Source organism: Micromonospora reichwaldensis, assembly GCF_031845925.1.
Classification (GTDB): domain Bacteria; phylum Actinomycetota; class Actinomycetes; order Mycobacteriales; family Micromonosporaceae; genus Micromonospora; species Micromonospora reichwaldensis.
In genome coordinates, this window is the sequence record NZ_JAVRFL010000008.1 from 13845 (window position 1) to 37409 (window position 23565).

The following is a 23565-nucleotide window of genomic DNA, read 5'->3' on the forward strand; positions in this document are numbered from 1 at the left end:
CGTCGTCGGCACCGCCGTTCGCGCGGCCAACCAGAACAGCCCTTGGTTACTGATGTCCTTCTCTGGAGAAGGAGACCATCGACCAAGGGCTGTTTCCGTGCCCGGTCGCGATCCCCGCGGGGCCCCGGGAGGCAAGAATCAAGTTGGTGGCTGGCGAGATGACGACTGCGCGTCGGGCATCCTCACACTCGCCGCAGATAGCCGCCAGGGAACCAGGTGAACATCAGTTCCTCCTTCGACCTGTCGACTTCGAAGCGCTGATCGGGCAGGAATTCCTCGAGCGCCTCCCAGGGCCCGTCGCCCGGTTCCCACGGCCCCGCCTGGACCGGGTGCCCGCTGAGGTTGGTGTCCTGCACGATCAGGTAGCAGCCCGGCGTCACCAGGTCGGCGTACGCCGCGAGTTCCGCGAGGACGTGCTGCTTGCTGTGGTCGCTGTCGAGGATCACCATGACCCGCTCGACGGCCTGCGCCTTTTCCCGCATCTGGGCGACGACGGCAGGGTCGACGGACGACCCGGTCATGGTGTCGACCCGGTCGAAGTACGGCGAGTCGACCGCCATTCCTTCGCCGTCGATCCAGCCGCTCGGTCCGGCGAGATGTTCGGGCTTGACATCGACCGTGGCGACCCGGCCGTTACCGACGAGTCCGAGCATGGTCGCGTAATAGAGTGCGGACCCACCGTGTCGGGTGCCGGTCTCGATGATCAGATCGGGTCGCGTCTCGTGAATGATCTCCTGGATCATCCACATGTCCATCGGATTCTGGTGACACGCCACGCCGAGCCATGTCCGGCGACGCCACACCTTGCTCTTGTAAAAGGCCCGCTGGAACGTGTCCACGGCCCCAGAAACATCAGCATCCATGGGGGGAAACTATCACGACAATTGCTGCTCGGTGATCATGCCTCCGACCCAAAAAATCGCCGGTACGGGGTGACCCCTTTTCTCGAACAAAACGCCCAGGAGACACGCCTGGGAAAGGGTCGGGCGCTGCGGCTCGTTCCATAACCGTAACCATCGGTCACGGCCGGAACCGGACCGTGACCGTCTGATCCCCGCCGATGCCGGCAGGTGCGACACGGGACCCTCCGCCCACGTCACCGACAAGGCGGACGGAGGCGCCTGAGCGAGGTGCCCAAGCGCCTCCTGCCGCCTTACTGGCAGGCCATCGGGCCGCCGACGACATCGTCCAGCTCGTCGTCGGCCATCTCACGGATGTCGACAGCCTCGAAAGTCACCTCGATCATGTTGGTTCACCCCCTCCCCGCTTCATCGGTCACACTGCACCCGACCAGATGGTCGGACGAATCACATGCAACGGGCCGCGCCCACCACATCGTCCAGCTCCTCGTCGGCCATCTCACGGATGTCGACAGCCTCGAAAGTCACCTCGGTCATGTTGGTTCACCCCTTTCCGCTCATCGGTCCTTGTCCACCCGACGGGTTCGATCCGCAAGCCGTGGCGGCGGACTCAAGTCCACAGGTTCCACACGGATCGACAGCCCTTCCATAGCGGGCTGGGGGCCATAGGATACCTCCGTCATGTCCACGGGTGAGGTCGCGTTGGTCGCGTTCAACTGACAACTGTCAAGGGGGCTATCAACCTGCCTCCAGATCGGCCTTGACCGCGCGCAGGAACGCCACCGCCGACCGACCGTTGACAAAACGATGGTCGTATGCCAAACCCAGATGGAAATAGTCACTGGTGGTGACCGAACCATCATTCTGAAGCACCAACTCGCGCTGCATCGAGGCGAGAGAGACCGCGCATGTGTGTTCCGGGAAGATGAGCGGCTGCGCATGCACGACGTCCGCGTCCGTATGTATCGTGAGCGCGATGTTCGACCCGGCCAGATCAGCCTCGGCGAATTCCCCGCGCACGGCAGCGCGACGGAACCGCAACAGGTCGGCGGCGATGTCCCGCAGCGGCCGGGTGTCGGCGTCGGCGACGACCGGCAGGTAGAGGCCCCTCCCGACGTCGATGGTGACACCGACGTGCGCTCCCGGCCGAACCGTCGCCGCCTGATCGCTCTCCGCTCGCGCGAAGCACAGCGGGAACTCCGCCCGCTGCGCCGCGATCGCCTCGACCACCAGCTCCGGGATGCCGACGAATCCGATGGTCGCCGCCTCGGCACGCAGGCGTTGTTTCAGTCGATCGGCGACCACCTTGACGACCGCGTACGCGGCGGGGATCTCGCGGTGCGAGGTGGACACCGTACGGGCGACCCGTCGCTGGGCCGCGGACACGGTCACCCGCTCGACCGTGGTCGGCGGCGCCTGCCCGGCGACCAGCTGTTCGATGTCCGACCGCGCGATGACCGGCTTGCCGATCGACCGTACGGCCGCCTCCGCCACACCGTGTTCGGCCATCAGCCGCCGGGCCGGCTCGGTGATGGTGATCGAATCCGGATCGGCGGTCCGCTGTGCCGGCGGCGGGCGGTCGTCCCCGCCGACGGTCGCCACCACCTCCCCGGGGCGGCAGGTCGACGGTGCGGACGTCCGCTGCCACAGGATGCCGGCGTCGTCCGCGACGAGTTCGTGCGCCGCCTTGGACGTCTCCACCAGAGCTACCGCGGTGCCCGCCTCGACCGGCGCCCCGTCGCCGACCAGCCACTCGATCAGCGTGTACTCCTCGTCGGTCGCGTTGAGCCGCGGCAGCCGGATGTCACCCACCGGCGACCGCCGTCACCACGGCGCGGACGTCGTCCGCCTGGACCAGCACCGCACGCTCGAGGTGGGGTGCGGCGGGGATGGTGCTCGACGGCGCGTGGAGCAGCCGGACGGGCTGGGACAGCAGGTCCCACATCTGCTGGTGGATGGTGTGAGCCACCTCGGCACCCCACGTCCCGCCGGCCGTCCCGTCCTCGACGACCACCACCCGTCCGGCCCCGGCGACCAGAGCAGCCAGCGGCGCGGGGTCGAACGGATAGAGCCGCGACGGCACCACCGCACGCACCGCGATCTCGTCACTCAGATAGGCACCCCGCATCCCGCCGAGCACCCTGTCGGTGAGGCCGCCCGGTGCGATGACCACGACGTCGGCCCGGTCGACCCCGCGCACGCCCAGCACGGCGAAGTCGCAGGCGCCACCGATCCGCTCGCAGTGGAACAGCTCGTCCCCGGCCGCCGCGCCGAACCGTCGACGGCCGTAGAGCACCTTGTCCTCGAAGTACATCGCGGGAGCCCCCGAGTCGAGGATCCGGGCCAGTGTGGCGTGCGCGTCGTGCACCGGGCTCAGCTCGTGCACGGCGAGGTTGGGGACGCCCACGAAGTGCTTCTGCAGGCTCTGGCTGTGGGTGGGCCCGTACCCGCGGTTTCCCCCCGTCGGGCACCGGATCACCAGCGGCATCCGCACCGGTTCGCCGTACATCGTGACGGCCTTGCTGGCGAGGTTGACGATCTGGTCGAAGCACAGCGTGGCGAAGTCGGAGAACATCACCTCGACCACCGCCTCCCGGCCCCGCAGGGCCAGGCCGACCGCGAAGCCCACGATCGCCTGCTCGCTGATCGGAGTGCTGAGGACCCGCTCGGGATACCCGGTGGACAGCCCGCGGGTGACGCCGAAGGCGCCGCCGTAGGGGTCGGCCATGTCCTCGCCGATCAGATGGAGATCCGGCCTCTCCGCGAGCAGGGCCGCCAGGGCACGGTTGAGGCCCTCCCCGACCCGCTCGGTCCCCGGCTCAACCATGACCGGCACCGATCAGCGGTCGGGCGAGGACCGACTCGACCACGGCGCGGATCTTCCCGGTCGCCGCCGCGTCCAGGCGGTCGACCTGCTCCGGGAACGCCGCACGGTAGTGCGGGTACCAGTCACGCCCGGCGTGGGCCTCGAGCTCCGCCGGCGTGCGGGTGTCGTCGCCCTTGCTGTGCGGGCCGAGCCGCACCGTGTCGAACTCGACCACCAACGGAGACCCGTCGTGACGTACGGCGGTGAACGGCGGCGCCAGGCTGGCCCGGATGGCGTCGACGTCGATGCCGGTCACCCTGACGTGGCGGATGCCGAAGGCGGCACAGCGGTCGGCGACGCTACCGGCCATCTGTGCCGAGGTCGGGGTGGACTGGGCGATCCCGTTGTGTTCGACGACGACGACCATCGGCACCCGCCACAGCGCGGCGAGGTTGAGCGCCTCGTACACCACCCCCTCGCCCCAGGTGCCGTCCCCGACGTACGCCACGGAGATCGAGGTCGTTCCGGTGCGCCGCATGTCGAAGGCGGTGCCCACCGCGACCGGCACCAGTTGCCCCTGGATGCCGGTGGACATGAAGCCCGGGCGGCGGATGTGCTGCGACCCGCCCATCCCGCCGCACAACGCGCCCTCACGGCCGGCGAGCTCGGCGAGCAGGCCCGCCGGATCGTCGTACCGCGCCAGGTAGTGGCCGTGTCCCCGGTGGTTGCTGAACACCTCGTCGTCGTGGCGTAGCAGGGACTCGACCACGACCGGGACGTGCTCCTGGCCGAGGCAGGTGTGGCTGGTGCCCGGGATCAGTCCCCGGCCGAGCAGGTCGAGGACCGCGTACTCGAAGCGACGGATGGACAGCATCGCCCCGAGGGTGGAGTCGGCCAGCGGGTGCAGCCGGCTCTCACGCATGGGTGACCTGTCCGCCGGCCACCAGGTCCCGGGCCCGTGCGGCGAGCACCCCACGGTCGATCTTGCCGTTCGCGGTGTGCGGGAACGCGTCGATGTCGCGGCACAGCAGCGGCACCATGTATCCCGGCAGGATCGAGGACATCGGGCGACGGATGTCCACGCCCGGGGTGCCGACGTAGAACACGGCCAGCTCCGTCCGCCCGGCCGCCTCGAACGCCACCGCGACGGCCCGTTCCACCCCCGGCAACTGCCCGACGTGCCACTCCAGCTCGTCCAGCTCGACCCGGTAGCCGCGGACCTTCACCTGCCGGTCGACCCGACCGAGATAGACGAGTTCACCGCCGGCGCACTCCCGGACCCGGTCGCCGGTGCGGTACCAGCGCACCGAGTCGCCGTCGTGGAAGCGACCCTCGTCGTCGGCCGGGTCGAGATACCCGGGGAACATCTGCTGCCCGGTCACGCACAGCTCGCCTTCGGTGCCATCCACGCCGTCCTCGACGATGCGGTACCTGAGATGCGGGTACGGCGCGCCGATGGGGACGACGCCGTGCACGGCGAGGTCGGCGGAGTCCTCGGACAACCGGTGCGCGGAGCAGGCGATGGTCAGCTCGGTCGGGCCGTACAGGTTCTCCACCACCGATCCGGCCGCCGCCCGCTGCCAGTCCTCGGCATCCGTCATGCGCAGCGCCTCACCGCAGAAGAGGCTCCACCGCAGCGTCGGCATCGAGCCGGGAGTCAGCCCGCCCCGGCGCCGCACCAGAGCGATGGCGCTGGGCACGGAGAACCAGAACGTCACCCGCTCGGCGGCCAGGAACTCCGGCAGCGCGGTGAACACCTGCGGCGGTGTGGACACCACGGTGGCACCCGCGCCCCAGGCCACGAAGAGGTCGAACATCGCCAGGTCGAAGGTCTGGTCGAAGGTCTGCGAGCACACGTCGCCCGGGCCGAGGTCGTAACGGTCGAGGTTGTACCGCAGGAAGCTGTCCATGTTGGCGTGCGTGATCGCCGCGCCCTTGGGCCGGCCGGTGGAGCCCGAGGTGAACAGCACGTACGCCACGTCGTCGTAGCCGGCCCGGGGCAGGGCGTCCAGCGGCGTCGCGGCCTGCGCCGCCACGGTGAGGCCGGGCAGGGCCGCCGTGAGGTGCGCAAGCGCCGCCGCCCCCGAGCGGTCGACGATCAGCGTGTCGACGCCGGCCTGCGCCGCCATCCGGCAGGTGCGCGCGGCGGGGAAGCCCGGGCTGAGCGGCACCGCCGTCGCGCCGGCGTAGAGCGTGGCGAGGAGCCCGGCATACGACTCGATGCTGCGCACCGCGAGGATGCCGACGGTTCGCGCCCCGCACGCGACCAGCCCGCCGGCCCAGCGCCGGGCCACCTGGTCCAGCTCCGTGTACGTCCACTCCTGGCGACCGATCCGCAGCGCGACCCGGTCCGGCGCCGTCGCCAGGCCGGCGATGAACCACTCGTGCAGCAGACGTTGTGGCAGCTGACCGGTCACCAGGCCACCGTGTCTTCCGTGAAGAGCCCCAACCGGTCGAAGAAGCGGGTGGTCTTGTGCATCACGGTCCGATGGAACTCCTGACGGTACGGGTCGCCGAGCACCTCGGCGCGGATCCGCCGGGCCTCGGGAAGGGCGGCGTCCGCGTACACCTCGGGGTGGTAGAACGCCCGCAGGCACGAGCTGACGTAGCGGGCCAGGTACGTCCCGGCTCCCGCCAGCTCCTCCGGCGTCGCGCTCTGCTTCGCCTCCTCGTACAGCGCCCGCATCATCTGCCGACCGAACGCGATGTGTCGCGACTCGTCCTGGTGGTGGACGGCGTTGATCTGCTGCGCGATCTGCGGCAGCCGGCCGTCGGTCGCCATCTTCGCGTTGTAGTAGTCGCACAGCTCCTCCGCGATGAGGATGCGACCGAAGATGACGAGGTCACGGATGGCGGGGCCACCGTCGATCGCGGAGCCGGCGACGCGTTTGGTCTTGTAGACCTTCCCCCCGTACCGCTGGCAGAACTGGGCGAAGAACCACATGTGTTCGTTCTCTTCGTGGATGAAGTCGTGGAAGAACTCCGACAGGCCCGGGTACCGCGTGTCGTAGATCCGCCCGGCCACCTCGCCGATCAGCTCGCGGATGAGATGGACGTTGAGACTGAAGAAGTTCACCGCCTCGGCCTGGGTCAGGCGCACCCGTTCGGCATCCGACAGTCGGTCCCACACCGCGGTGCCGTGACACGTCGTCAACTCCGGGCTCATCCAGAACTGGTCCGTCGGCAGTTCCGCCGGCCAGTCGAAGATGTCGAAGACGTGGTAGCGCTGGTCCCGCGCCTGGTCGCTCAACCTGGCGGCGACCGTGGTGAGCCGCTCCCACGACTGGTGCATGTCCGCGTGTCTCTCCTCGACGGGGCCGGTCACATCAGGCTCCTGACCGCGTTCCAGATGGTGCCCGGAGTCGCGAAGACCTCCGGCTGCAACAGCTCGGGTGGGATCTCGATGTCGAACTCGGTCTCCAGGTTGACGATCAACTCGACCACTTCCAGCGAGTCGACACCGAGCTCGGTCAGGCTCTGGTCAGGCTCCAGGGGCGAGTCGGCACTGAGCAGCCGACTGCGCTCCCGAATGAGCGGTTCAAAGGCGGGTGGCCAATCCACCATGTCACCCTCCCGTGTCGCGGTAGGTTGGGAATCTCGCGAAAACCGGCTGACCGGCGTGCGTCACCAGGTCGCGCCAGCTGGGTCCGACGCGGCCGAGAATGGCACCGAGCGAGCGGTCGCGGTGCCACTCCGGCCCGGCCATGCCCCACTGCCCCAGGGCGTCCAGGAGCACCGGGTCGACCGGGACCCAGACCCCGTCGACCTGGAACTCCGCCCACGAGTGCGATGCGGAGATCGGTGGGGTCAGGGACCTGCCGAAGGAGAACCGGGCGGTCAGTCCCCGCCTGCGGGCCTCCTCGACCAGCAGGTGGGCGACGCCGACACAGTCGCCGATCCCGGTGTCACGGACGAAGACGCTGTCGGCGCGCAACGTCTCCGGCAGCCAGAGGAACCGGATGTGCCGGGTCTCCGCCAGCAGGTCGAGCACCGCGGTCGGCAGTTCCGGCCAGGTCCGCGGCGGGTCGAACGTCACCGAGTGCAGCACGCCGCCCCGGTCCGGTGCCGACGTCGTCTCGTGCCAGGCGTCGTCCGGCACCGCGAGGCGCCACCGGCACGGCTCGTCGTGCCCCGGCTCTGGGCACTGCGCCACATAGTCCATCCGGTAGCGGGCGTGGGCGGTGGGGCGCCCCAGCTCGCGGATCCACCAGGACAGGACCTTGCGCCCGCGCGAGCGCGGGTCCAGGTGCACCGAGACGTTGCGCAGGTCGGTGGCGTCGAACAGGAGGCCGTCCGCGCCGGCCGCCGAGGGCAGACCGGCGGCGACGAGGACGTCGAGGCCCGGCCCGTCGATCTGGTACTCGGCGGCGGCCGTGGCAGCGTCCATCTCGAAGCGCCGATGCGAGTGCGGCACCTGCAGGATCAGCGGCAGCAGGGCGTCGAGCGCCTGCCGGTCGAGCCAACGCTCGGCTGTCACGAGGCACCCCCCACGAGGCGCCGGTACAGACCGTCCTCGGCCATCAGGTCCTCGTGGCGGCCACGCTGGACGAGCCTGCCGTCGCTCATGACGAGGATCTGGTCGGCGGCCTCGGGATGGGAGAGCCGGTGGGCGACGACCACCAGGGAGCGCCCGGTCCGGCGCAGGTTGGCCATGATGCGGTCCTCCGTGAGCCGGTCGAGGGCGCTGGTCGCCTCGTCGAGGATCAGCAGCTCGGAGTTCCGCAGCAGGGCCCGCGCCAGGGAGATGCGTTGGATCTGTCCACCGGACAGGCCCGCCCCGGAGCTGCCGAGCAGCGTCTCGTACCGCATCGGCATCGCGTCGATGTCGTCGTGGACCTCGGCCAGCCGGGCCGCGGCGATGACGTCCTCCAGGGAGCACTCCGGCCGGCCGAGCGCGATGTTCTCCCGGATGGTCCCGCCGAACAGCCGGGCGTCCTGCCGGACGTACGCCATCGACCGCCGCGCGGCCGGCCGGTCCAGCTGGTCCGTCGGCGTGCCGTCGAGGGACACCGTGCCGGCGCTGGGCAGGTAGAGCCCCGCCAACAGCATGGCGAGCGTCGACTTGCCGGAGCCGGACTCACCGAGGATGAGAGTGAACTGCCCGGGCTCGATCTGTGCGTTGACGTCCACGAGCGCCGGCGTCCGCGCGCCCGGATAGGCGAACCGCACGTCGTCGAGCGTGATGGCGCCGGTGACGCGGGACGGCGCCACCGCGTCCGGGCCGGCCTCCGGTCGCGCGTCCAGGATGTCGGCGAGCCGGGTCAACGTGGCCCTCAGGCCGGCGACCTCCAGCCCGGTCTGCACCAGACTCGCCAGCGGTACGAACATTCCCATGGCCAGGGCGGAGAAACCCACCACCCGGGACAGCGAGATCTCGCCGCGACCGAGCAGGACCAGACCGGCGGCGAGCACGGCGAGCGGAGCGAGGAACTGGATCGCGGTGCTGGCGGCCTCGCACACGCCGAGGAACCGCCGGCTGCGGGTCCTGGCGTTCACCTCGGCGACGAACGTGTGGCTCCAGGTCTCCGCCGCGGCGCCCTCCAGCCCGGAGGCCTTCAGCGTCGGCACGCTGTCCAGCAACTGGAACAGCTCGGTGTGGCTCTTCGCCTGCGCCTCCAACAACGCCGCGGTCAGGTATTCCTGCTTGCGCCAGCTGAACGCGAGCAGGGCGAGCTGGGCGACGGCGAGGGTGAGCACCAGCGCACCGAGGCGCCGGTCCGCGACGACGATGAGCCCGCCGTACACGAGCACCAGCACCCCGTCGAGCACGGCCGACAGCGCGGATCCCGTCAGGATCTGACGGACCGCGTTGCTGGTGCGGACCCGCATGGAGAGGTCACCGGTGTGGCGCTGGGCGAAGTAGTCGAACGGCAGGGCGACGAGGTGGTGGACCGCTCCGAGGGTCACCGACTTGTCGGCGAGGGTCTGCACGGACAGCAGGGCCAGCCGACGGACGGTCTGCATCCAGAAGTACATCCCGAACAGCACGACCGCCGCCCCGAACAGCAGCCAGGCGCTCACCGGTTCGCCGGGCTGGCTCGCCCGGTGCACGACGTAGGTGGAGGCGGCCGGCACCGCCAGGCCGCACAGGGTCAGCGCGACCGAGGTCAGCGCGAGGGGAACCCAGGCGGCCGTACGCGGGAAGAACTTCGACAGGTACGGCAGGCGGCTGGCGCCGAGGTTCCGGGCGTCGGCCCCGCGCCGCGACGTCGTGGCGCCGACCGGTGGATGGAACTCCAGCGCCACACCGGTGAACGCCTTGCCGGCCTCGGCCAGGCTGACCTTACGCCGGCCGAAGGCCGGATCGACGATGTACAGGTGGGTGTCGGTCACCCGCTCCAACACGACGAAGTGGATGAAGTTCCAGAAGAGGATGGTCGCCGGGGGGAGGTTGCGCAGCCCTTCAATGGAGACCCGGACCCCGCGCGCGACCAGGCCGCGCCGCCGTGCGGCACCGAGCATCGCGCGGGCCGCGACCCCGTCCCGGCCCGTGTTGGTCTCGGTGCGCAGCTCGTCGAGGGGGACCGGTTGACCGAAGTAGGCGAGGACCATCGCCAGCGCGGCGGCCCCACACTCGCTCATCTGCGACTGGAGCACGACCGGAACCCGGGTGCGCGAGACCCGCAGCGCGGCCCGCACGTTGCGCCACCGCAGGCCGCGCAACGCGGCCAGGCCGGGTAGCGCCCGCCAGCCGAGCTCCACCGCGTCGCCGGCATCCCGGTTGACGCCGTGGTGACGCAACGCCTCGCGCCGGAAGCGCTGTCGTCGGTCGGTGAACTCCGTCGGTAGGCTCGTCGCCTCCGGCGGCCGGGGGGCCTGTTCCGCCTGCCCGGTCTTGTCCAGCGTGCTCATCCGCCGCTGCCCGAGTCGACCCGGAGCACCTGCGCGGTGATGGCCTCCGCGGCGGGCGAGAGCAGGAACTCCACCGACCGCGCCACGTCGGCGACGGTGGCGGCCCGGTTGAGCATGTTCCGTCGGTTGATCGCGGCGCGGAGGCCGTCCTCGATCGATGCGGTCATGGCGGTGTCGATGAAGCCCGGTGCGACGCAGTTGACCGTGATGCCCCGGCTGCCGACCTCGGCGGCGAGCACCCTCGAGAACCCTTCCAGAGCGCACTTGGTCGCGGTGTACGCGCCGAGCCCGCGGAAGGTCCGGTGGGCCGCTATCGAGGTGATGTTGACGATGCGCCCGCCACGGCGGTACATCGCCTTGACCGCCGCCTGGGACAGGGACATCGGGACCTCGACGTTGAGCTGCCACATCCGGGTCATGTCCGACCGCGCGGCGGCCACGTGCAGAGCCGCGCTCGCCACCCCCGCGTTGTTGACCAGACCGTGGAGATCGGCGCACTCCCGCAGCCGGTTGGCCACCGCGAGCCGATCGTCGCCGCTGGTGAGGTCGGCGGCGACGAACGACAGCGGGTCACCGACGGACTCCCGCAGGGCCGCGAACTCGCTGGGGGCGGTCCGTGCCACGGCGACCACCCGGTAACCGACGGTCAACAGCTGCCGGGTGACAGCCAGCCCGATGCCCCGGGTACCGCCGGTGACGAAGACCGTCCCGAGCGCCTCACTCACCGCGGGCCGCCTTTCCGGACGGTGCCATCGGCAGCTGGTCGACGACGGTGACGCGACGCGGCTGTTCCGCCGGGGCCAGTACGCGGCGGGCATGGGCCTTGACCCGCTGCACGACCAGGTCACGGTCGGCGCCCGGCGGCGTGACGACGTCGGCGCCGACGACGGCGCCCAGCACGCTGCTGCGCACCGGGTAGACGCGGACCGCGACGACGTCCGGGAGTTCCCGCAGCAGCCGGGCCACGTGGCCGGGCACGACCTTCACGCCACCCACGTTGATGACCTCGCCGCGTCGCCCGAGGATGTGCAGGCGCCCACCGTGGATCGCCACCTCGTCCCCGGTCGGCAGGTACGGTGCGCCGGGCGCCGGGGACAGGAGCAGCTCGCCGTCACGTACCGCCAGCGCCTTCCCGGTGGGCCCGTACCCGTCGAGGACGGAGAGCGGCAGGCCCGGCAGCCCGTCGGAGACGGTGGCGATCCGGCCCAGCTCGGTGCTGGCGTAGAACTGCAGGACGCGTTGCGGCGCGAACGCCGACTCGATCAGGCGTAGCAGCTGGGCGTCCACCGGCTCGCCGCCCATCGAGACGGTGTGCACCCGCGGTCGGGCCTCGTCGGTCCCCCGGTGCAGCGCCGCCATCCGCCAGAACGACGGGGTGCCGGCGACGACGTCGTAGCGCGCGCCCGTCCCGGCCGCCAGATCGGTGGGCGTGAGGAAGTCGATGCCGGCCGCCCTGCCCAACGCCTGGCTCACGGCCTCCACCCCGGCGTAGGTGAAGGGTGCGTAGCCGATCCCCCACCTCTCGTCACGGTGCGCGGTGTCCCAGTCGGCGCCGCGGGTCAGCTCCGGCCAGGGCCAGTAGGTCGGGGTCGGGGTACCCGTGGTGCCCGACGAGAAGATCCACAGCCCGCCCTGCCCTGCGCCGGTGGGCCGGCCGTCTTCCCCGGTGGGCCGGATCCGCCCGCTGGCGACGTTCAGCACGGCCTGCGGGCGCAGCTCCGCCAGCGCCGACGCGGTGACGGTCGGACCCACCACGGCCACGGACGCGTCGAGCGGGCGGAGCGCACGCAGTGCGACCACGAGGTCCGGCCCGGAGGCCACCTCGACCGCGAGGTGGCGCAGGCCGGTCGCCGCGACCGCCTCTCGCAGCCGGACGATCCGCTGCGCCAGCGGATCGGCATGGGTAGTCACGGGCATGGCTCAGCCTGCTGCCGGCTGCAGCGCCCGGCAGAGGTCCGCGAGCGTCTCCATCCGGTCGACGGCGACGACGTCCAGCAGTACGCCCAGCTCCTGCTCGAACTCGACGATGAGTTCCGCGACGACGAGGCTGTCGATCTCCAGCTCGGCCAGCTGCATCGCGCCGGTGTAGCGCGGCGCGTCGCCGACCGGCGGCACGGTGAGCACCCGCTTCGCCACCGCGTCAAGGGTTTCCTCGTCGATCACCGTGTCGACGTGGACACTCTCCACGCTCAACCAACTCCATCCATGAATAGCTCCTCGGACCGTTCGTCGGCGGCGGTGTCGGACACCACCGCGATGCGCACCGGGACCGCCAGGAACGGCCGGCCGGCGACGTGCGAACGGACGTGGCTGGCGAGATCGTCCGCCGTGACTGCGGCGTCGGCGGTCGTCACCTCGGCGGCGAGCCGCGATCCGCCGTCCTCGGCGACCTCCACCGAGACCCTGGCGGAGGCGACCGCGGGATGCGAGTCGAGGACCGAGGCCACCTCGGCCAGGTCGACGACCAGCACGACCGCACCGTCGGGTGCGCGAAGTGGCGTGAGCCCGGGGCCGCTCTCCGTCGCCGGCGCGGCGCTGGCCGGGTCTTCTCCGGCCAGCAGTGCGCGGAAGGCGGCGACGAACCTGGTGAAGGTGGCCTGCGACATGGTCTCGCCGTCGACGGTCAGCCGGACGCCCAGCCCGTTGGGCCGCTCGTTCGCGGCGATCCGCAGGCCGTCGGCGGTCCTGACCCACGTCGGGGTGTACGCGCCGCGCTCGATGGCGACCGCGCCGCCGTCGGCGTCGTCGCGGTCGGCGGTGTCCTCCAGGTACGTCATCGACAGGGTGTCGTGGACCGGTCGGCCCAGGCGTCGGACCGCTGTCGCCCACATGTCGTCCAACGCCTGCCGCGTGACGGTGCGGCGCGAGGTCGCCGACAACAGCTCCCGCCGCACCTGCACCAGCAGGTCGTCGGGCCGGTCCGGCCGGTCCAGCACGACCGGCACGACGACGTCGAACATGCCGACGACGCCCTGGTCGGCGTGACGCCGACCGTTCAGCTTCATCGAGACGACGAGGCGGTCCTGCGGCGTCAGCTGGAACACGGCGGCCGCGAACAACGTGAGGAGCCACTGGACGGTGCTGAAGCCGGCGGCCTGCCAGCGCTCGCGCACGTCCTTCCACTCGTCCTCGACCAGGGTCAGCAGCTCGGTGTGGGCGACGGTCGCGGACGACCCGCCGAGCCCCGGAAGGAACTGGCACCGGGGCGGCAGCCACGGGCCACGCTGTCGCCAGTACGCGGACACCGCCTGGGCGCGCGCCGAGTCGGCGGCGGCGGCCTGGCCGGTCACCGCGGCGAGGTAGTCGGCGTCCACCGGGTCGGTGTCGGTCCCGCCGCCGAAGTAGGCGCCCCACAGGTCGCGTACGACGATCATCCGGGCGGTGGCGTCGACGGCGTAGTCGGAGAACACTCCGAGCACGGCGTGCAGAGTGGGAGTGAACCGCAGCAACCGCAGCACGAACGGGTACTCGACCGCGAGGTCGAAGGGGCGCCGGAGGTCCGCCGCCAGGACGGAACGTACGTACCGGGCGAACTGCTCGGTGTCGTTCGCCGTGACCTGGGTCATCGCCACGAGCCGGCGCTCGTCGGGCATCGGCCGGACCCACTGGACAGGTTCACCGTCGAGCGTCGTGACACCGATCCGCAGCGCCGCGTGCCGGGCGACCGTCGAGCGCACCGCGCCGACGAACGCGGCGACGTCCAGCGGTCCGGTGACCTGGTAGGACATCCAGACCGCCGCGCCCTGCTCCGCCGTCCCCGACAGGGCGCGGTGGTGCGCGAGCTGGCCCGGCAGCAGGGGATGGACAGCGGTGTCGAGATCGACCGCCTCAGGGCGGGTGGGTCGCGACGACATACGGTCCTCATCCCAGCAGCAGTGGTCACCTACCGGAGGCCAGATTCAAGATCGGCAGATTAGCAACTCCCCGGACACCGTCAAGGAATCCGCACTTGAACGGGGGTCGGCGGTGAGTGCGAACGCGCGATCGCCCGGATCTGTTGACGGTCCACCTTCCCGTGCGGGGTGAGCGGCAGCGCGTGGACCGCGACGCAACGCTCCGGCGTCTTGGCCGGTTCGAGGCGGCGCGCCAGCTCCGCCAGCACGTCGTTCTCCGGCAGGACGGTGGCCACCACGACGGTGAGCGGGTTCGCCTCGTCCGGCGCGAGGGCGGCAGCCCCGTCGACGCCGTCGATGTCCATGGCCGCCGCTTCGATCTCGGCGGTGCTCGACCGCACGCCCCGGTGCTTGAAGACGTCGTCGCCACGACCGTGCAGATACAGGTGGCCGTCGACGTCCAGGTGGCCGCGATCGCCTGTGTGCAGCCGCCGGCCAGCCGCGGTCGCCCGGAAGGTGGTGGCGCTCAGCTGCCGGTCGCGCCAGTATCCGGCCATGACGTTCGCGCCCTCGACGACGACCTCGCCGACCTCGCCGGCGGGTAGCGGCCGGCCCTGGCGGTCGACGACGCGTACGACGGTGCCGGGGATCGCGCGCCCGACCGACCCTGGGCGTTCCAGGTCGCCGTCCGGCTCCTGGATCGTGGCCCGCTTGCATTCGGTCAGCCCGTACATCTGCACCACGGCCGCGCCCGGGAACGCGTCGCGCAGCCCGGCTGCGAGCCGTGGCGACATCCGGGCGCCGGTGTTCGTGAACATCCGGACCGACTGCGGCACCGGGAGCGCCGTCCTGGCCGCCAGCCGGAGCAGCGCGGTGGCGATCTCCGGCACGACGGGCACGACGGTGGCCCCCGCGCGGGTCATCCGTTCGAGGAGGGCGATCCCCTCGCCTGCCTCGAGCGCCTCCCACCGCGAGCCCGCAGCCGTGGCGAGCAGGAGCTGGTAGAGCCCGTAGTCGAACGAGGGCGGCACGCAGGAGAGCACGACGTCGTCCGGCCGGTAGCCGAGGACCTGTCCGATCGCCCGGGTCGCGAAGAGGACGCTGTCGTGCGGACAGACCACCCCCTTGGGCCGCGCGCTGCTGCCCGACGTGTACATCAGGAGGGCGGGCGCCTCCGGGCCACCGTCGGCACGGCTGGCATCGGGCTGGCCCGCGTCCCCGACCGGCGCGTCGCGCGTCTCCAGGATCTCCCCGAACTGTGCCGACGACCAGGTACGGGCGGACACCTCGACCGCTGCGGGGTCGATCCCCACCACGAGGGCCGGTTCGATGTCGGCGAGGACCGCCCGAAGCTGGAACGGACGCATCGTGGCCGACAACGGCGCCAGCGTCAGGTCCGCGTACGACGCCGCGAACAGGATCGCGGCGAAGCCGGCGCCGCCGGACCGCACGGCGATCCGGTCCCCCGGCAGCAGGCCCAGTGCGCGGAACCGACCGGCCAGGTTGACGCTTCGCTGCCGGAGTTCCTGGTAGCTCCACCGGTGACTCCGGTCGACGACCGCGGTGCGCTGGGGATGCCGACGCGCGGCGGTGTCCAGCAGGGTGTGGATCCGCATGTCAGGACCGGGCTGAGCTGCCCCTGGCGGTGGGGCTCAACGCCCGACCGTCCGGTGCCGTCTGCGCTCCTCGGGCAGCATCTGGCTGAATTGGTACCAGCCCCCCGCGCAGGCCTGGGCGACAGCCCGTAGCGACTCGTGGCAGTGCGCGGGAACGCTGCCAGCGGTGTTCGACGACTGCGAGATGAAGGCGAGCGTCCCGGTGAGCAGCCGGAGCAGGGCCTTGCCGTGGTCCGTGTAGCGCAGCGCGGGATCCTGGCGGAGCCGCTCCAGCTGTAGTCGGATGTTGGCGGCGAGCTCCTGATCCGTCACCGGCAGCCCGTCGGGGGACGAGACGGCTGCCAACTCGGCGAGCGGCGGCGCCGGGGCCTTCTGCCCAGCCGGGACGCAGGCGCCGCCTCCGAGCGCCTTGCGGCGGACGTCGAAAGCCGTCCCGACCGAGATACCTGACCGGCGCGCCACCTCGCGCAGGCTGGCATCAGGCTCGCGGCGCACGATCGCCTCGGCCAACCGCCGGCCTTCTTCCGTCGAGACCGGGTGCCGACGCCCGTCCCGGCCGATCCGGACGTCCTGGTGGTGGCCCGTGTCCAGGGAACGCCGCCGCAGGCCGGCGACGGTCTTGGCGGCGACGCCGCACACCGCCGCTATCCGGCGGTCGGACCACTGGGGGTGCGAGGCGAGGATCCGCTTGGCAGCGGCCAGCCGATCCCGGGCGCTCAGGGGCAGGCAGTCCTCGAGGTTCAACTGCACCGCGGCCACGAAGGCGTCCGCGTCGGAGCCGTCGAAGTACACGACCGGCACGTGGCGGTCACCGCGCACACGCGCGGCCCGTAGCCGGTGCATGCCGTCCACCACCCGCAGCGAGGACCGCTGGACGACGATCGGTGGCAGCTCGACGGTCAGCTCGACGAGCGTCGAGACGTGTCTCGCGCTGATCCCGTCCAGTCTCGGGGAGAAGCCGACCCGCAACGAGCGCACATCGGCCACGTCGACCTCCGGAGCCGCTGCCTCCCCCGCCTGGGCGGGCTGCGCGGTGGAGTCGCTATCCGGTCGTCTCTTCATTCGTCCCTCGCGCCAAGTCGCCACAGTGAGAATGGTTGAGCTGACGCTGATCGCCCGTGCTCCTGCGACAACGCACAGTCGCACTTTGCTGACGATTCAGCCGCCGCCACCATTGCCCGTCCGTCACGAAATACCCGTGGCGGCCATGCTACAACCGCAGGCAGACGCCTTCCAGACGCCGACGACAGCAATTCGAACGGTAACGGAGAACGTACCGACAGTTCGGCCTCGAGCAGGACCGGGACACCTCGGCAGCATCAGCGCGTAAACGCCCTACGGACGGTCGGTAATTGTCCGGCGCAGAAACCGCCGCAGTCCATCTCGAATTGCGACCGAGCAACACGGAGGGTGGCGACCCTCTGACGCAAATGGGCTACGAGCATGCTTGTGGATCACCATCACGGTCGGTACTATGCAGGCCCCGAGACCGTTGGCCAGTGTCCGGTCGAAGGCGGGCGCGACGTTCGAGAAATGCCGTCCGTCCTTGCTCGACAAAACACTTCAGAGACACCAGCAAACCAATTAGTACGGGCGGGGCAATGCCACAGAAATTGAAGCTGCCGGCCACTGCCGCCGCGCACCGCCACCCCGCCCGGTCGCCGGCCGGGTCGTCAGGACGTGGGGCACCGGCCGCCGGAGGAGGCGTCCTGCCAGGACACCGGCTCCGGGGGCGGACTCCTGCCGGCCCCGCGATACGGGCTGCGTGGTGAGCCGTACGACGCGGGCACGGACGCGCCTGAGCCCGCCCGACGGTCGATCCGGTGACCGCGGCGCGGAGACGGGCACCCGCGCCGGGTCCGCGACGACGGTTCGCCCGACACCGGGCACCAGACCGGAGCGGCGGTCGTGACCGAGCGGGAGACCAACCGGGTGCTGGTGGTGCGCCCCCTCGCCGTGCTCAAGCTCTACACCGCCCCCTGGCGCCGCGACACCGAGGTGACGGCACTCGAGTCGCTGCGCGGACGCGCGCCGGTACCCGCGGTCCTCGGCAGCGCGACGTTCGGCCGGCACAGCGCGGCCCTCATCCGGTACGTGCGGGGCAGCGCACCGAACCCCGCCAGCGCCCTCGACGTGCGGGCATCGGTCGCCGCGTTGCGGGCCGCGCACACGATCACCGGACCCGCCTTCGGTCGGCTGCACGCGCCCGACCAACCGAGCTGGGCCGGGTTCCTGGCGGGCCGGCTCGACTCGTACGCCGAGACACTGGCGACATTGGGTCTCACGACGCAGGCGCGGCAGTGCCGGAGCCTGCACCACGCGCTCGACGTGCTCGGAGACACGCGCCCCCACCTGCTGCACAGCGACCCGAACCCCGGCAACGTCATCCTGACCGGACACGGCCCGGTTCTGCTCGACTGGGAGCTGGCGACCTTCGGCGACCCCGAACTGGACCTGGTCAGGCTGGCCTGGGAGTGGCGCCTGCCGCCGGCGCGGTGGCCGGAATGGGTCGGTCTCGACCCACGGTCACCCACCGTCGACCTCTACCTGCGGCTGCACCTGTTCAGCCGCCTGATGAGCGCGAGCAGCAGGCCGGGGGCCGCCTCGGCGGCGCTGGCGCACCGCTGTCTGACCGAGCTGACCGACCTGTACGACGGCGTCCACTCCCCCGGAGGCTCCGATGCAAGCTGACGCGGCCATCGACATCCTGACCTCGGTGGTGCCGCAGGCGGCCACGCTGGGGGCGACACCGGTCACGAAGGGCATCTTCAGCACCGGATGGCGGGTACACACCACCGACGGCGACTACCTGGTCAAGATCAACGAAGACTCCCGGGCGGCGGGCGACTTCCTGGGAGCCCGCAGGGCCACCGAGACCGCGCTGGCACACGGCGTGCCGGTGCCGCGCCTGCTGGGTTCGGGATCGGACGGCGACGGGCACGCCTTCCTCGTCCAGGAGTGGATCGACGGCACGGACGCCGAGGACCACTTCGCCGCCCGGGACGGGCGGGAGCGTCGGCGGGTACTCGAACGGCTGGGGGCGGTGCTGGCCCGGCTGCACGACATCCCCTACACCACGCAGGGGCCGACCAGCATCCACGACACGGTCGCGGTCAAGATCCGCCGCTACGCCGCCCGGGCAGCCAGGTTGGAGATATTCACCCCCAGCGATCTTGATCGGCTCGTCGCCAAACTGCTGGAACTGGTCACCGAGGTGCTGCCGCCGATGTCTCCGCGGCTGACCCACCTCGATGTGCACCTACCCAACGTGCTGGTCGACAGAGCCGGCGACGTATGGCTGCTGGACATGGACTTCGCCCGGCCCGGTGACCCGGTGGAGGACTTCGTGAAGCTCGACTGGTGGTGCTTCGCGGACGACACCGAACGGACGGCGTTCCACACCGCCTATGCGGCGCACCGGACCCACCCGACCCCGCCACGTGACGTCGAAGCCGGGCTGCACCTGCACAAAATCATCACGGCTCTTTCCTACGTCGCCCTCTTCGCCGAGAAGGAGCCGCAGGAAGTGGCCGAATGGAAGCAGCGCCTCAGCGACGAGCGCCGGTCGGCGGCCCGGCTACTCGGAGAGGCAGTGACATGACATTCGAAGGCTACGACCTGGTGGTCGTCGGATCCGGCCTGTTCGGATTGACGATTGCCGAGCGGACCGCCACCGAGTTGGACAAGCGGGTCCTGGTCCTGGAACGGCGCGACCATCACGGTGGCAACGCCTACTCGGAGGTCGACCCGGACACCGGAATCGAGGTGCACAGATATGGCCCGCACATCTTCCACACCTCGAACGAGCGAATCTGGGCCTACGTCAACCGTTTCACCGCGTTTACCGGATACCGGCACAAGGCTTTCACCCTCTATCAGGGACAGGTGTATCCCCTGCCGGTCAACCTCGCGACGATCTGCCAATTCTTCGGCCGCTACCTGACCCCGGACGAGGCGCGGGCACTGATTGCCGAACAGGCCGCCGAGATCGGCCAACTACCCCCTGATCCGAGCCACGAGGAAAAAGGCATCTCACTGGTGGGACGGCCCCTCTACGACGCGTTCTTCCGGGGCTACACGGCCAAGCAGTGGCAGACGGATCCGAAGGAACTTCCCGGGTCGGTCATCGCCCGGCTGCCGGTCCGGTTCGACTTCAACAACCGGTACTTCAACGACACGTACGAAGGTCTCCCGGTCGACGGGTACACCGCCTGGCTGTCGCGGATGGCGGCCGACCCGCGCATCGACCTGCGCCTGAACACGGACTTCTTCGAGCTGGCCGACGCCATTCCGGACGGGACGCCGGTCGTCTACACCGGGCCGCTGGACCGCTACTTCCGCTACCGAGGGGGTCGGCTCGGCTGGCGCACGCTCGACTTCGAGCGGGAGGTGGCGCCGGTCCGCGACTACCAGGGGACCACGACGATCAACTACGCCGAGGAGTCGGTGCCGTTCACCCGAAACGTCGAGTACCGCCACATGCACCCGGAACGGTCGTACCGCAGCGACCGTACGGTGCTGGTCCGGGAGTACTCGCGCTCCGCGGGCGACCAGGACGAGCCGTACTACCCGATCAACACGGCCGGCGACCGGGACGCGCTGCGGACGTACCGGATGCTGGCGCGGCAGGAGACCGCCGAGCGCAACGTGCTCTTCGGCGGACGGCTCGGCACCTACCAGTACCTGGACATGCACATGGCGATCGGTTCCGCGCTGGCGATGTTCGAGAACCGGATCGTGCCCTACTTCCGCGATCGGCGCCCGCTCGGGTCCACCGGTCCGACCACCGACGACAAAGAGTAGGCACCATCTTGCAGACGCTCACCGTGCTGGGCCGCGTCGTGGCGATCCTGTTCGCCGCGCACGCGGTCTGGGTACTCGTTTGGATCATCGTGGCGGCCCGGGCGGTCCGCGACCGCCCTGCGGCGCCGGCCGCGGCCCCCGCGGACCTTCCCGTCATCGTGGTCATGCTGCCGGCCCTGCGCGAGCAGCGACTGGTACGCGAGACGCTGGAATCGTTCGCCACCGCGCGATATCCCGGAACCTTGATATCGGTCGCCATCACGAGCGAACGCGAGACGGCCGAACGTGCCGCCCAGGAGGCGGCCCTGCCCGCCGTGGTCACCGAACTACACGGTCTGGCCAGGCGTGGCAGCCGGGAGCGGGCCCTGGAGAAGGTGCTCGCGCCGTCGGTGATCGCCGCGACCCTCGACGAGCTGGAGCGGACGGCACCGGACGAGTGGCCCGGCGTGCTGCGGCGCGCCTTCGACGCGACGCCCACCACCGAGGAGCTGTGCCGGCAGATCACCGCCGAGTTGAACGGCAGGCCCGGTACGCACCGCTCGTGTCACGTCCACTTCCCCCACACCGACGGGCGCAAGGGTTCCCAGCTCAACTACGCGGTGGAGCTGCTGCCCGAGCTGTTGCCGGGCGTCGACCCGGACAGCGTCTACCTGGCCGTCTACGACTTCGACGCGGTGGCCCACGGGGAGACCTTCGTGGCGGTGGGAGACCTGGTACGTGCGGCGGTCGCCGCGGGCCGCCGCCCGCCGGCGCTGCTGCACCAGGTGCAGCTGCCGCTGCGGTTCCGGGCCCCCTTCGCCCCCGGTGCCGACGGCGCCCTGATGCGCGGACAGGTGCTGTACTGGCTGCGGCGTGGCCTGGGCGTCGAGGTCGGGCGGATCCTCCAGAACGACCTGTTGCGCCGCAGCCCGCGCCTGGTGCGCCTGCTCGCCGCGCCGTTCCGCCCGATGATCTACGCGATCGGCTCGGGGACGTTCGTCCATCTCGGCGCGTGGCGCGAGCTCGGCCCGTTCCCGGAGATGCAGGAGCCGGTCGGGCACCGTGCCTCGCTGCTCGGCGTCGAGCAGGCGTTGGTCCCGAGCTTCAACCTGACCGAGCCCTACTACCAGACCAGGTCGATGATGAACGGGTGGGCCAACGTCTGCTACGGCAGCCTGGGGGTCGCCCGGGAACTGGACCACGTACGCCCCTATCCGTCGCCGGTCAGCCGGCCGGGCAAATGGCTGCTGGTGGCGAAGGAGCTGTTCGACATCGCCATCTGGTTCGCCGGAGTGCTGCTCATCCCCGCCGGGCTGGTGATCACGGCGCTGGGGGGCGGCTGGTGGACTGTGCTCGCCGTCGGCGCCGGTGTGGTGGCGTATCCCGTCACGGCCGTCCTGCTGTTGGCGCTGCTGCCGCGACTGGGCGGGATCGACCGCCAGGACCGCTCCGTCAGTTGGTTGACCGGGAGGCGTCCGCGGTTGACGCTCGTGGCGACGTTCGTCGCCGCGCCCTTCGTCAGCGCCACCGGCCCGTGGCTGATGTTCCTGCGCATGCTCCGCTCCTGGCGGGTGGGCACGCCGGTGCTGTCCGGGAAGACCGAACGGTAGGCCTCTCCTCGCGTCGCTCGCGAGGCAGGAGGCGCCTGGGCGATGCCGCCCAGGCGCCTCCTACCGTCACACGAGTGACTTCGAGGCGGGCAGGTCGCGGTCGGCGTCCGGGTCGAAGAACCGGGTGAGGAAGTCCTGCTGCCAGGCGCGCGGCTCCGGCAGGTCCCACTGGCCGTACTCGCTGAGCAGGCGCTCCGGCTCCGGGCACCGTTGCCGCAGCGCGGCCAGGGCGTCCGCGGGGACGGCGTCCGGGTAGAGCATCCGCAGGTGCGCGAGCCCGTAGAAGACGGGCCCGGCCACCGCGTACTCGTCCACCCGCTCGAGCAACAGGTCCCACGAGAGGTCTCCGCCGGCACGGCGTACGACCTCGGCGATGTCGACGTACTTGAGCAACTGCCGGTGCTTGCCGCGGTTCATGAACCGCAGGGTCGTCGACGTCTTGTAGATGTGGGCGGCGAGGTCGATGACCGCGTCCTCGGGGGACGGCACGAGGAACGAGGCGTCGCCGTACCGGTGGCGGCCGGCGTGCGCCAGGACGGCACCTACCGGAACGTCGTAGCCCTTGCCGGGCAGCGCCAACGAGACGTTGATGTCGATGCTGACGATCGGCCGGTGGAACTCGCCGAACTTGTTCATCTTGGGCAGGTCACTGCCGTACAGCCGCCAGAAGGCCCGCTCCCGCTTGCTCAGCGGGACGATGTCGACGCGCGTCGGGTTGCCTTCCACATAACCCAGTCCCTCGAGCACCTTGACCAGGGTGGTGGCCTCCTCCCTGGTGACGAGGACGTCCAGGTCACCCATCGGTCGCGTCCCGGGCTCCTGGTAGACCGCGAAGGCCAGATGCCCGCCCTTGCGCATGAGCACCGTGATGCCCTGGTCCGCCGCGGCGTCGCTGATCGCCCGGACCTCACCCAGCATGAGCTCGTTGGCGCGTTGGGTGTCCCGGTAGGCGGAGTACAGGAGCAGCACGACGGGAGAATCGATGCCCGCGACCCTCTCGGTGGTCAACAGGCGCCAGAGATGCCAGCCCACGAGGGGGGCGACGCGGTGTCTGGCGGCCTGCACGGCAAAGTGCCCCCAGTCCAGGCGCGGCGCGTCCTGACTGATGATCGTGCGGACACGAGCCATCTGCGTATCCGTCACATGCTGCCTGCTGAGCAGGAGCAACAACTCCGATTCGGCTGACAACTCGGCCATTCGGCCTCC

20 protein-coding genes are annotated in these 23565 nt (G+C 70.8%); 4 read left to right on the top strand and 16 right to left on the bottom strand.

The genetic code is table 11. The annotated features are described in order from the left end of the window. Positions 1-182 precede the first annotated feature (182 nt). From RM555_RS08625 to RM555_RS08695, 15 genes are all read right to left on the bottom strand, one after another. Entirely contained in the window at positions 183-863 is a 681-nt protein-coding gene (locus RM555_RS08625; RefSeq protein ID WP_151452684.1) for a CmcI family methyltransferase, read from the bottom strand. A gap of 735 nt (positions 864-1598) precedes the next feature. Beyond that, positions 1599-2672: a 2-oxo acid dehydrogenase subunit E2 gene (locus RM555_RS08630; protein ID WP_311411234.1), complete on the bottom strand. Its 1074-nt coding sequence runs from the start codon at positions 2670-2672 to the stop codon at positions 1599-1601. Further along, positions 2665-3687, bottom strand: a complete 1023-nt coding sequence (locus tag RM555_RS08635) for a transketolase C-terminal domain-containing protein (protein WP_311411235.1) — start codon at positions 3685-3687, stop codon at positions 2665-2667. Before RM555_RS08635 ends, RM555_RS08630 begins: the two co-directional genes overlap by 8 nt. After that, complete coding sequence (locus tag RM555_RS08640) at positions 3680-4588, bottom strand: thiamine pyrophosphate-dependent dehydrogenase E1 component subunit alpha (RefSeq protein WP_311411236.1); 909 nt, start codon at positions 4586-4588, stop codon at positions 3680-3682. Before RM555_RS08640 ends, RM555_RS08635 begins: the two co-directional genes overlap by 8 nt. Further along, positions 4581-6083 (bottom strand): AMP-binding protein, encoded by a 1503-nt coding sequence (locus RM555_RS08645; protein ID WP_311411237.1) that lies wholly within the window; start codon positions 6081-6083, stop codon positions 4581-4583. Before RM555_RS08645 ends, RM555_RS08640 begins: the two co-directional genes overlap by 8 nt. Beyond that, entirely contained in the window at positions 6080-6991 is a 912-nt protein-coding gene (locus RM555_RS08650; RefSeq protein WP_311411238.1) for a diiron oxygenase, read from the bottom strand. Before RM555_RS08650 ends, RM555_RS08645 begins: the two co-directional genes overlap by 4 nt. Further along, entirely contained in the window at positions 6988-7230 is a 243-nt protein-coding gene (locus RM555_RS08655) for a phosphopantetheine-binding protein (protein ID WP_101409372.1), read from the bottom strand. The genes RM555_RS08650 and RM555_RS08655 overlap by 4 nt, the downstream gene beginning before the upstream one ends. A 1-nt stretch (position 7231) precedes the next feature. Beyond that, entirely contained in the window at positions 7232-8143 is a 912-nt protein-coding gene (locus RM555_RS08660; protein ID WP_311411239.1) for a transglutaminase domain-containing protein, read from the bottom strand. Beyond that, positions 8140-10518, bottom strand: a complete 2379-nt coding sequence (locus RM555_RS08665; protein WP_311411240.1) for a peptidase domain-containing ABC transporter — start codon at positions 10516-10518, stop codon at positions 8140-8142. Before RM555_RS08665 ends, RM555_RS08660 begins: the two co-directional genes overlap by 4 nt. Further along, a complete protein-coding gene (locus tag RM555_RS08670; protein WP_311411241.1) occupies positions 10515-11243 on the bottom strand; it encodes an SDR family NAD(P)-dependent oxidoreductase in 729 nt (242 codons plus the stop codon). Before RM555_RS08670 ends, RM555_RS08665 begins: the two co-directional genes overlap by 4 nt. After that, positions 11236-12435, bottom strand: coding sequence for a class I adenylate-forming enzyme family protein (locus tag RM555_RS08675; RefSeq protein WP_311411242.1), 1200 nt, complete (start codon positions 12433-12435; stop codon positions 11236-11238). The genes RM555_RS08670 and RM555_RS08675 overlap by 8 nt, the downstream gene beginning before the upstream one ends. Positions 12436-12438: 3 nt before the next feature. Further along, positions 12439-12705, bottom strand: coding sequence for an acyl carrier protein (locus RM555_RS08680; RefSeq protein ID WP_089000851.1), 267 nt, complete (start codon positions 12703-12705; stop codon positions 12439-12441). A gap of 2 nt (positions 12706-12707) precedes the next feature. Next, positions 12708-14372, bottom strand: a complete 1665-nt coding sequence (locus RM555_RS08685) for a condensation domain-containing protein (protein WP_311411243.1) — start codon at positions 14370-14372, stop codon at positions 12708-12710. Positions 14373-14452: 80 nt separating this feature from the next. Continuing rightward, complete coding sequence (locus RM555_RS08690; RefSeq protein WP_311411244.1) at positions 14453-15967, bottom strand: class I adenylate-forming enzyme family protein; 1515 nt, start codon at positions 15965-15967, stop codon at positions 14453-14455. A 36-nt stretch (positions 15968-16003) separates the two neighbouring features. Then, on the bottom strand, positions 16004-16954 hold the full coding sequence (locus RM555_RS08695) for a ParB/RepB/Spo0J family partition protein (protein WP_311411245.1): 951 nt from the start codon (positions 16952-16954) through the stop codon (positions 16004-16006). A gap of 921 nt (positions 16955-17875) precedes the next feature. Here RM555_RS08695 and RM555_RS08700 point away from each other — a divergent pair. The 4 genes from RM555_RS08700 to RM555_RS08715 are packed head-to-tail and all read left to right on the top strand — an operon-like array spanning position 17876 to position 22359. Beyond that, positions 17876-18658, top strand: a complete 783-nt coding sequence (locus RM555_RS08700) for a phosphotransferase (RefSeq protein WP_311411246.1) — start codon at positions 17876-17878, stop codon at positions 18656-18658. Next, a complete protein-coding gene (locus RM555_RS08705; protein WP_311411247.1) occupies positions 18648-19568 on the top strand; it encodes a phosphotransferase family protein in 921 nt (306 codons plus the stop codon). Before RM555_RS08700 ends, RM555_RS08705 begins: the two co-directional genes overlap by 11 nt. Then, entirely contained in the window at positions 19565-20770 is a 1206-nt protein-coding gene (gene glf, locus RM555_RS08710) for a UDP-galactopyranose mutase (protein WP_311411248.1), read from the top strand. Before RM555_RS08705 ends, glf begins: the two co-directional genes overlap by 4 nt. A gap of 8 nt (positions 20771-20778) precedes the next feature. Further along, positions 20779-22359, top strand: a complete 1581-nt coding sequence (locus tag RM555_RS08715; RefSeq protein WP_311411249.1) for a hypothetical protein — start codon at positions 20779-20781, stop codon at positions 22357-22359. Between the two features lie 66 nt (positions 22360-22425). On the opposite strand, the gene RM555_RS08720 is transcribed toward RM555_RS08715, so the two are convergent. Beyond that, the gene (locus RM555_RS08720) at positions 22426-23487 is read right to left on the bottom strand and encodes a nucleotidyltransferase family protein (protein WP_311411250.1); all 1062 of its coding nucleotides are present in this window, start codon (positions 23485-23487) and stop codon (positions 22426-22428) included. Positions 23488-23565: the final 78 nt, after the last annotated feature.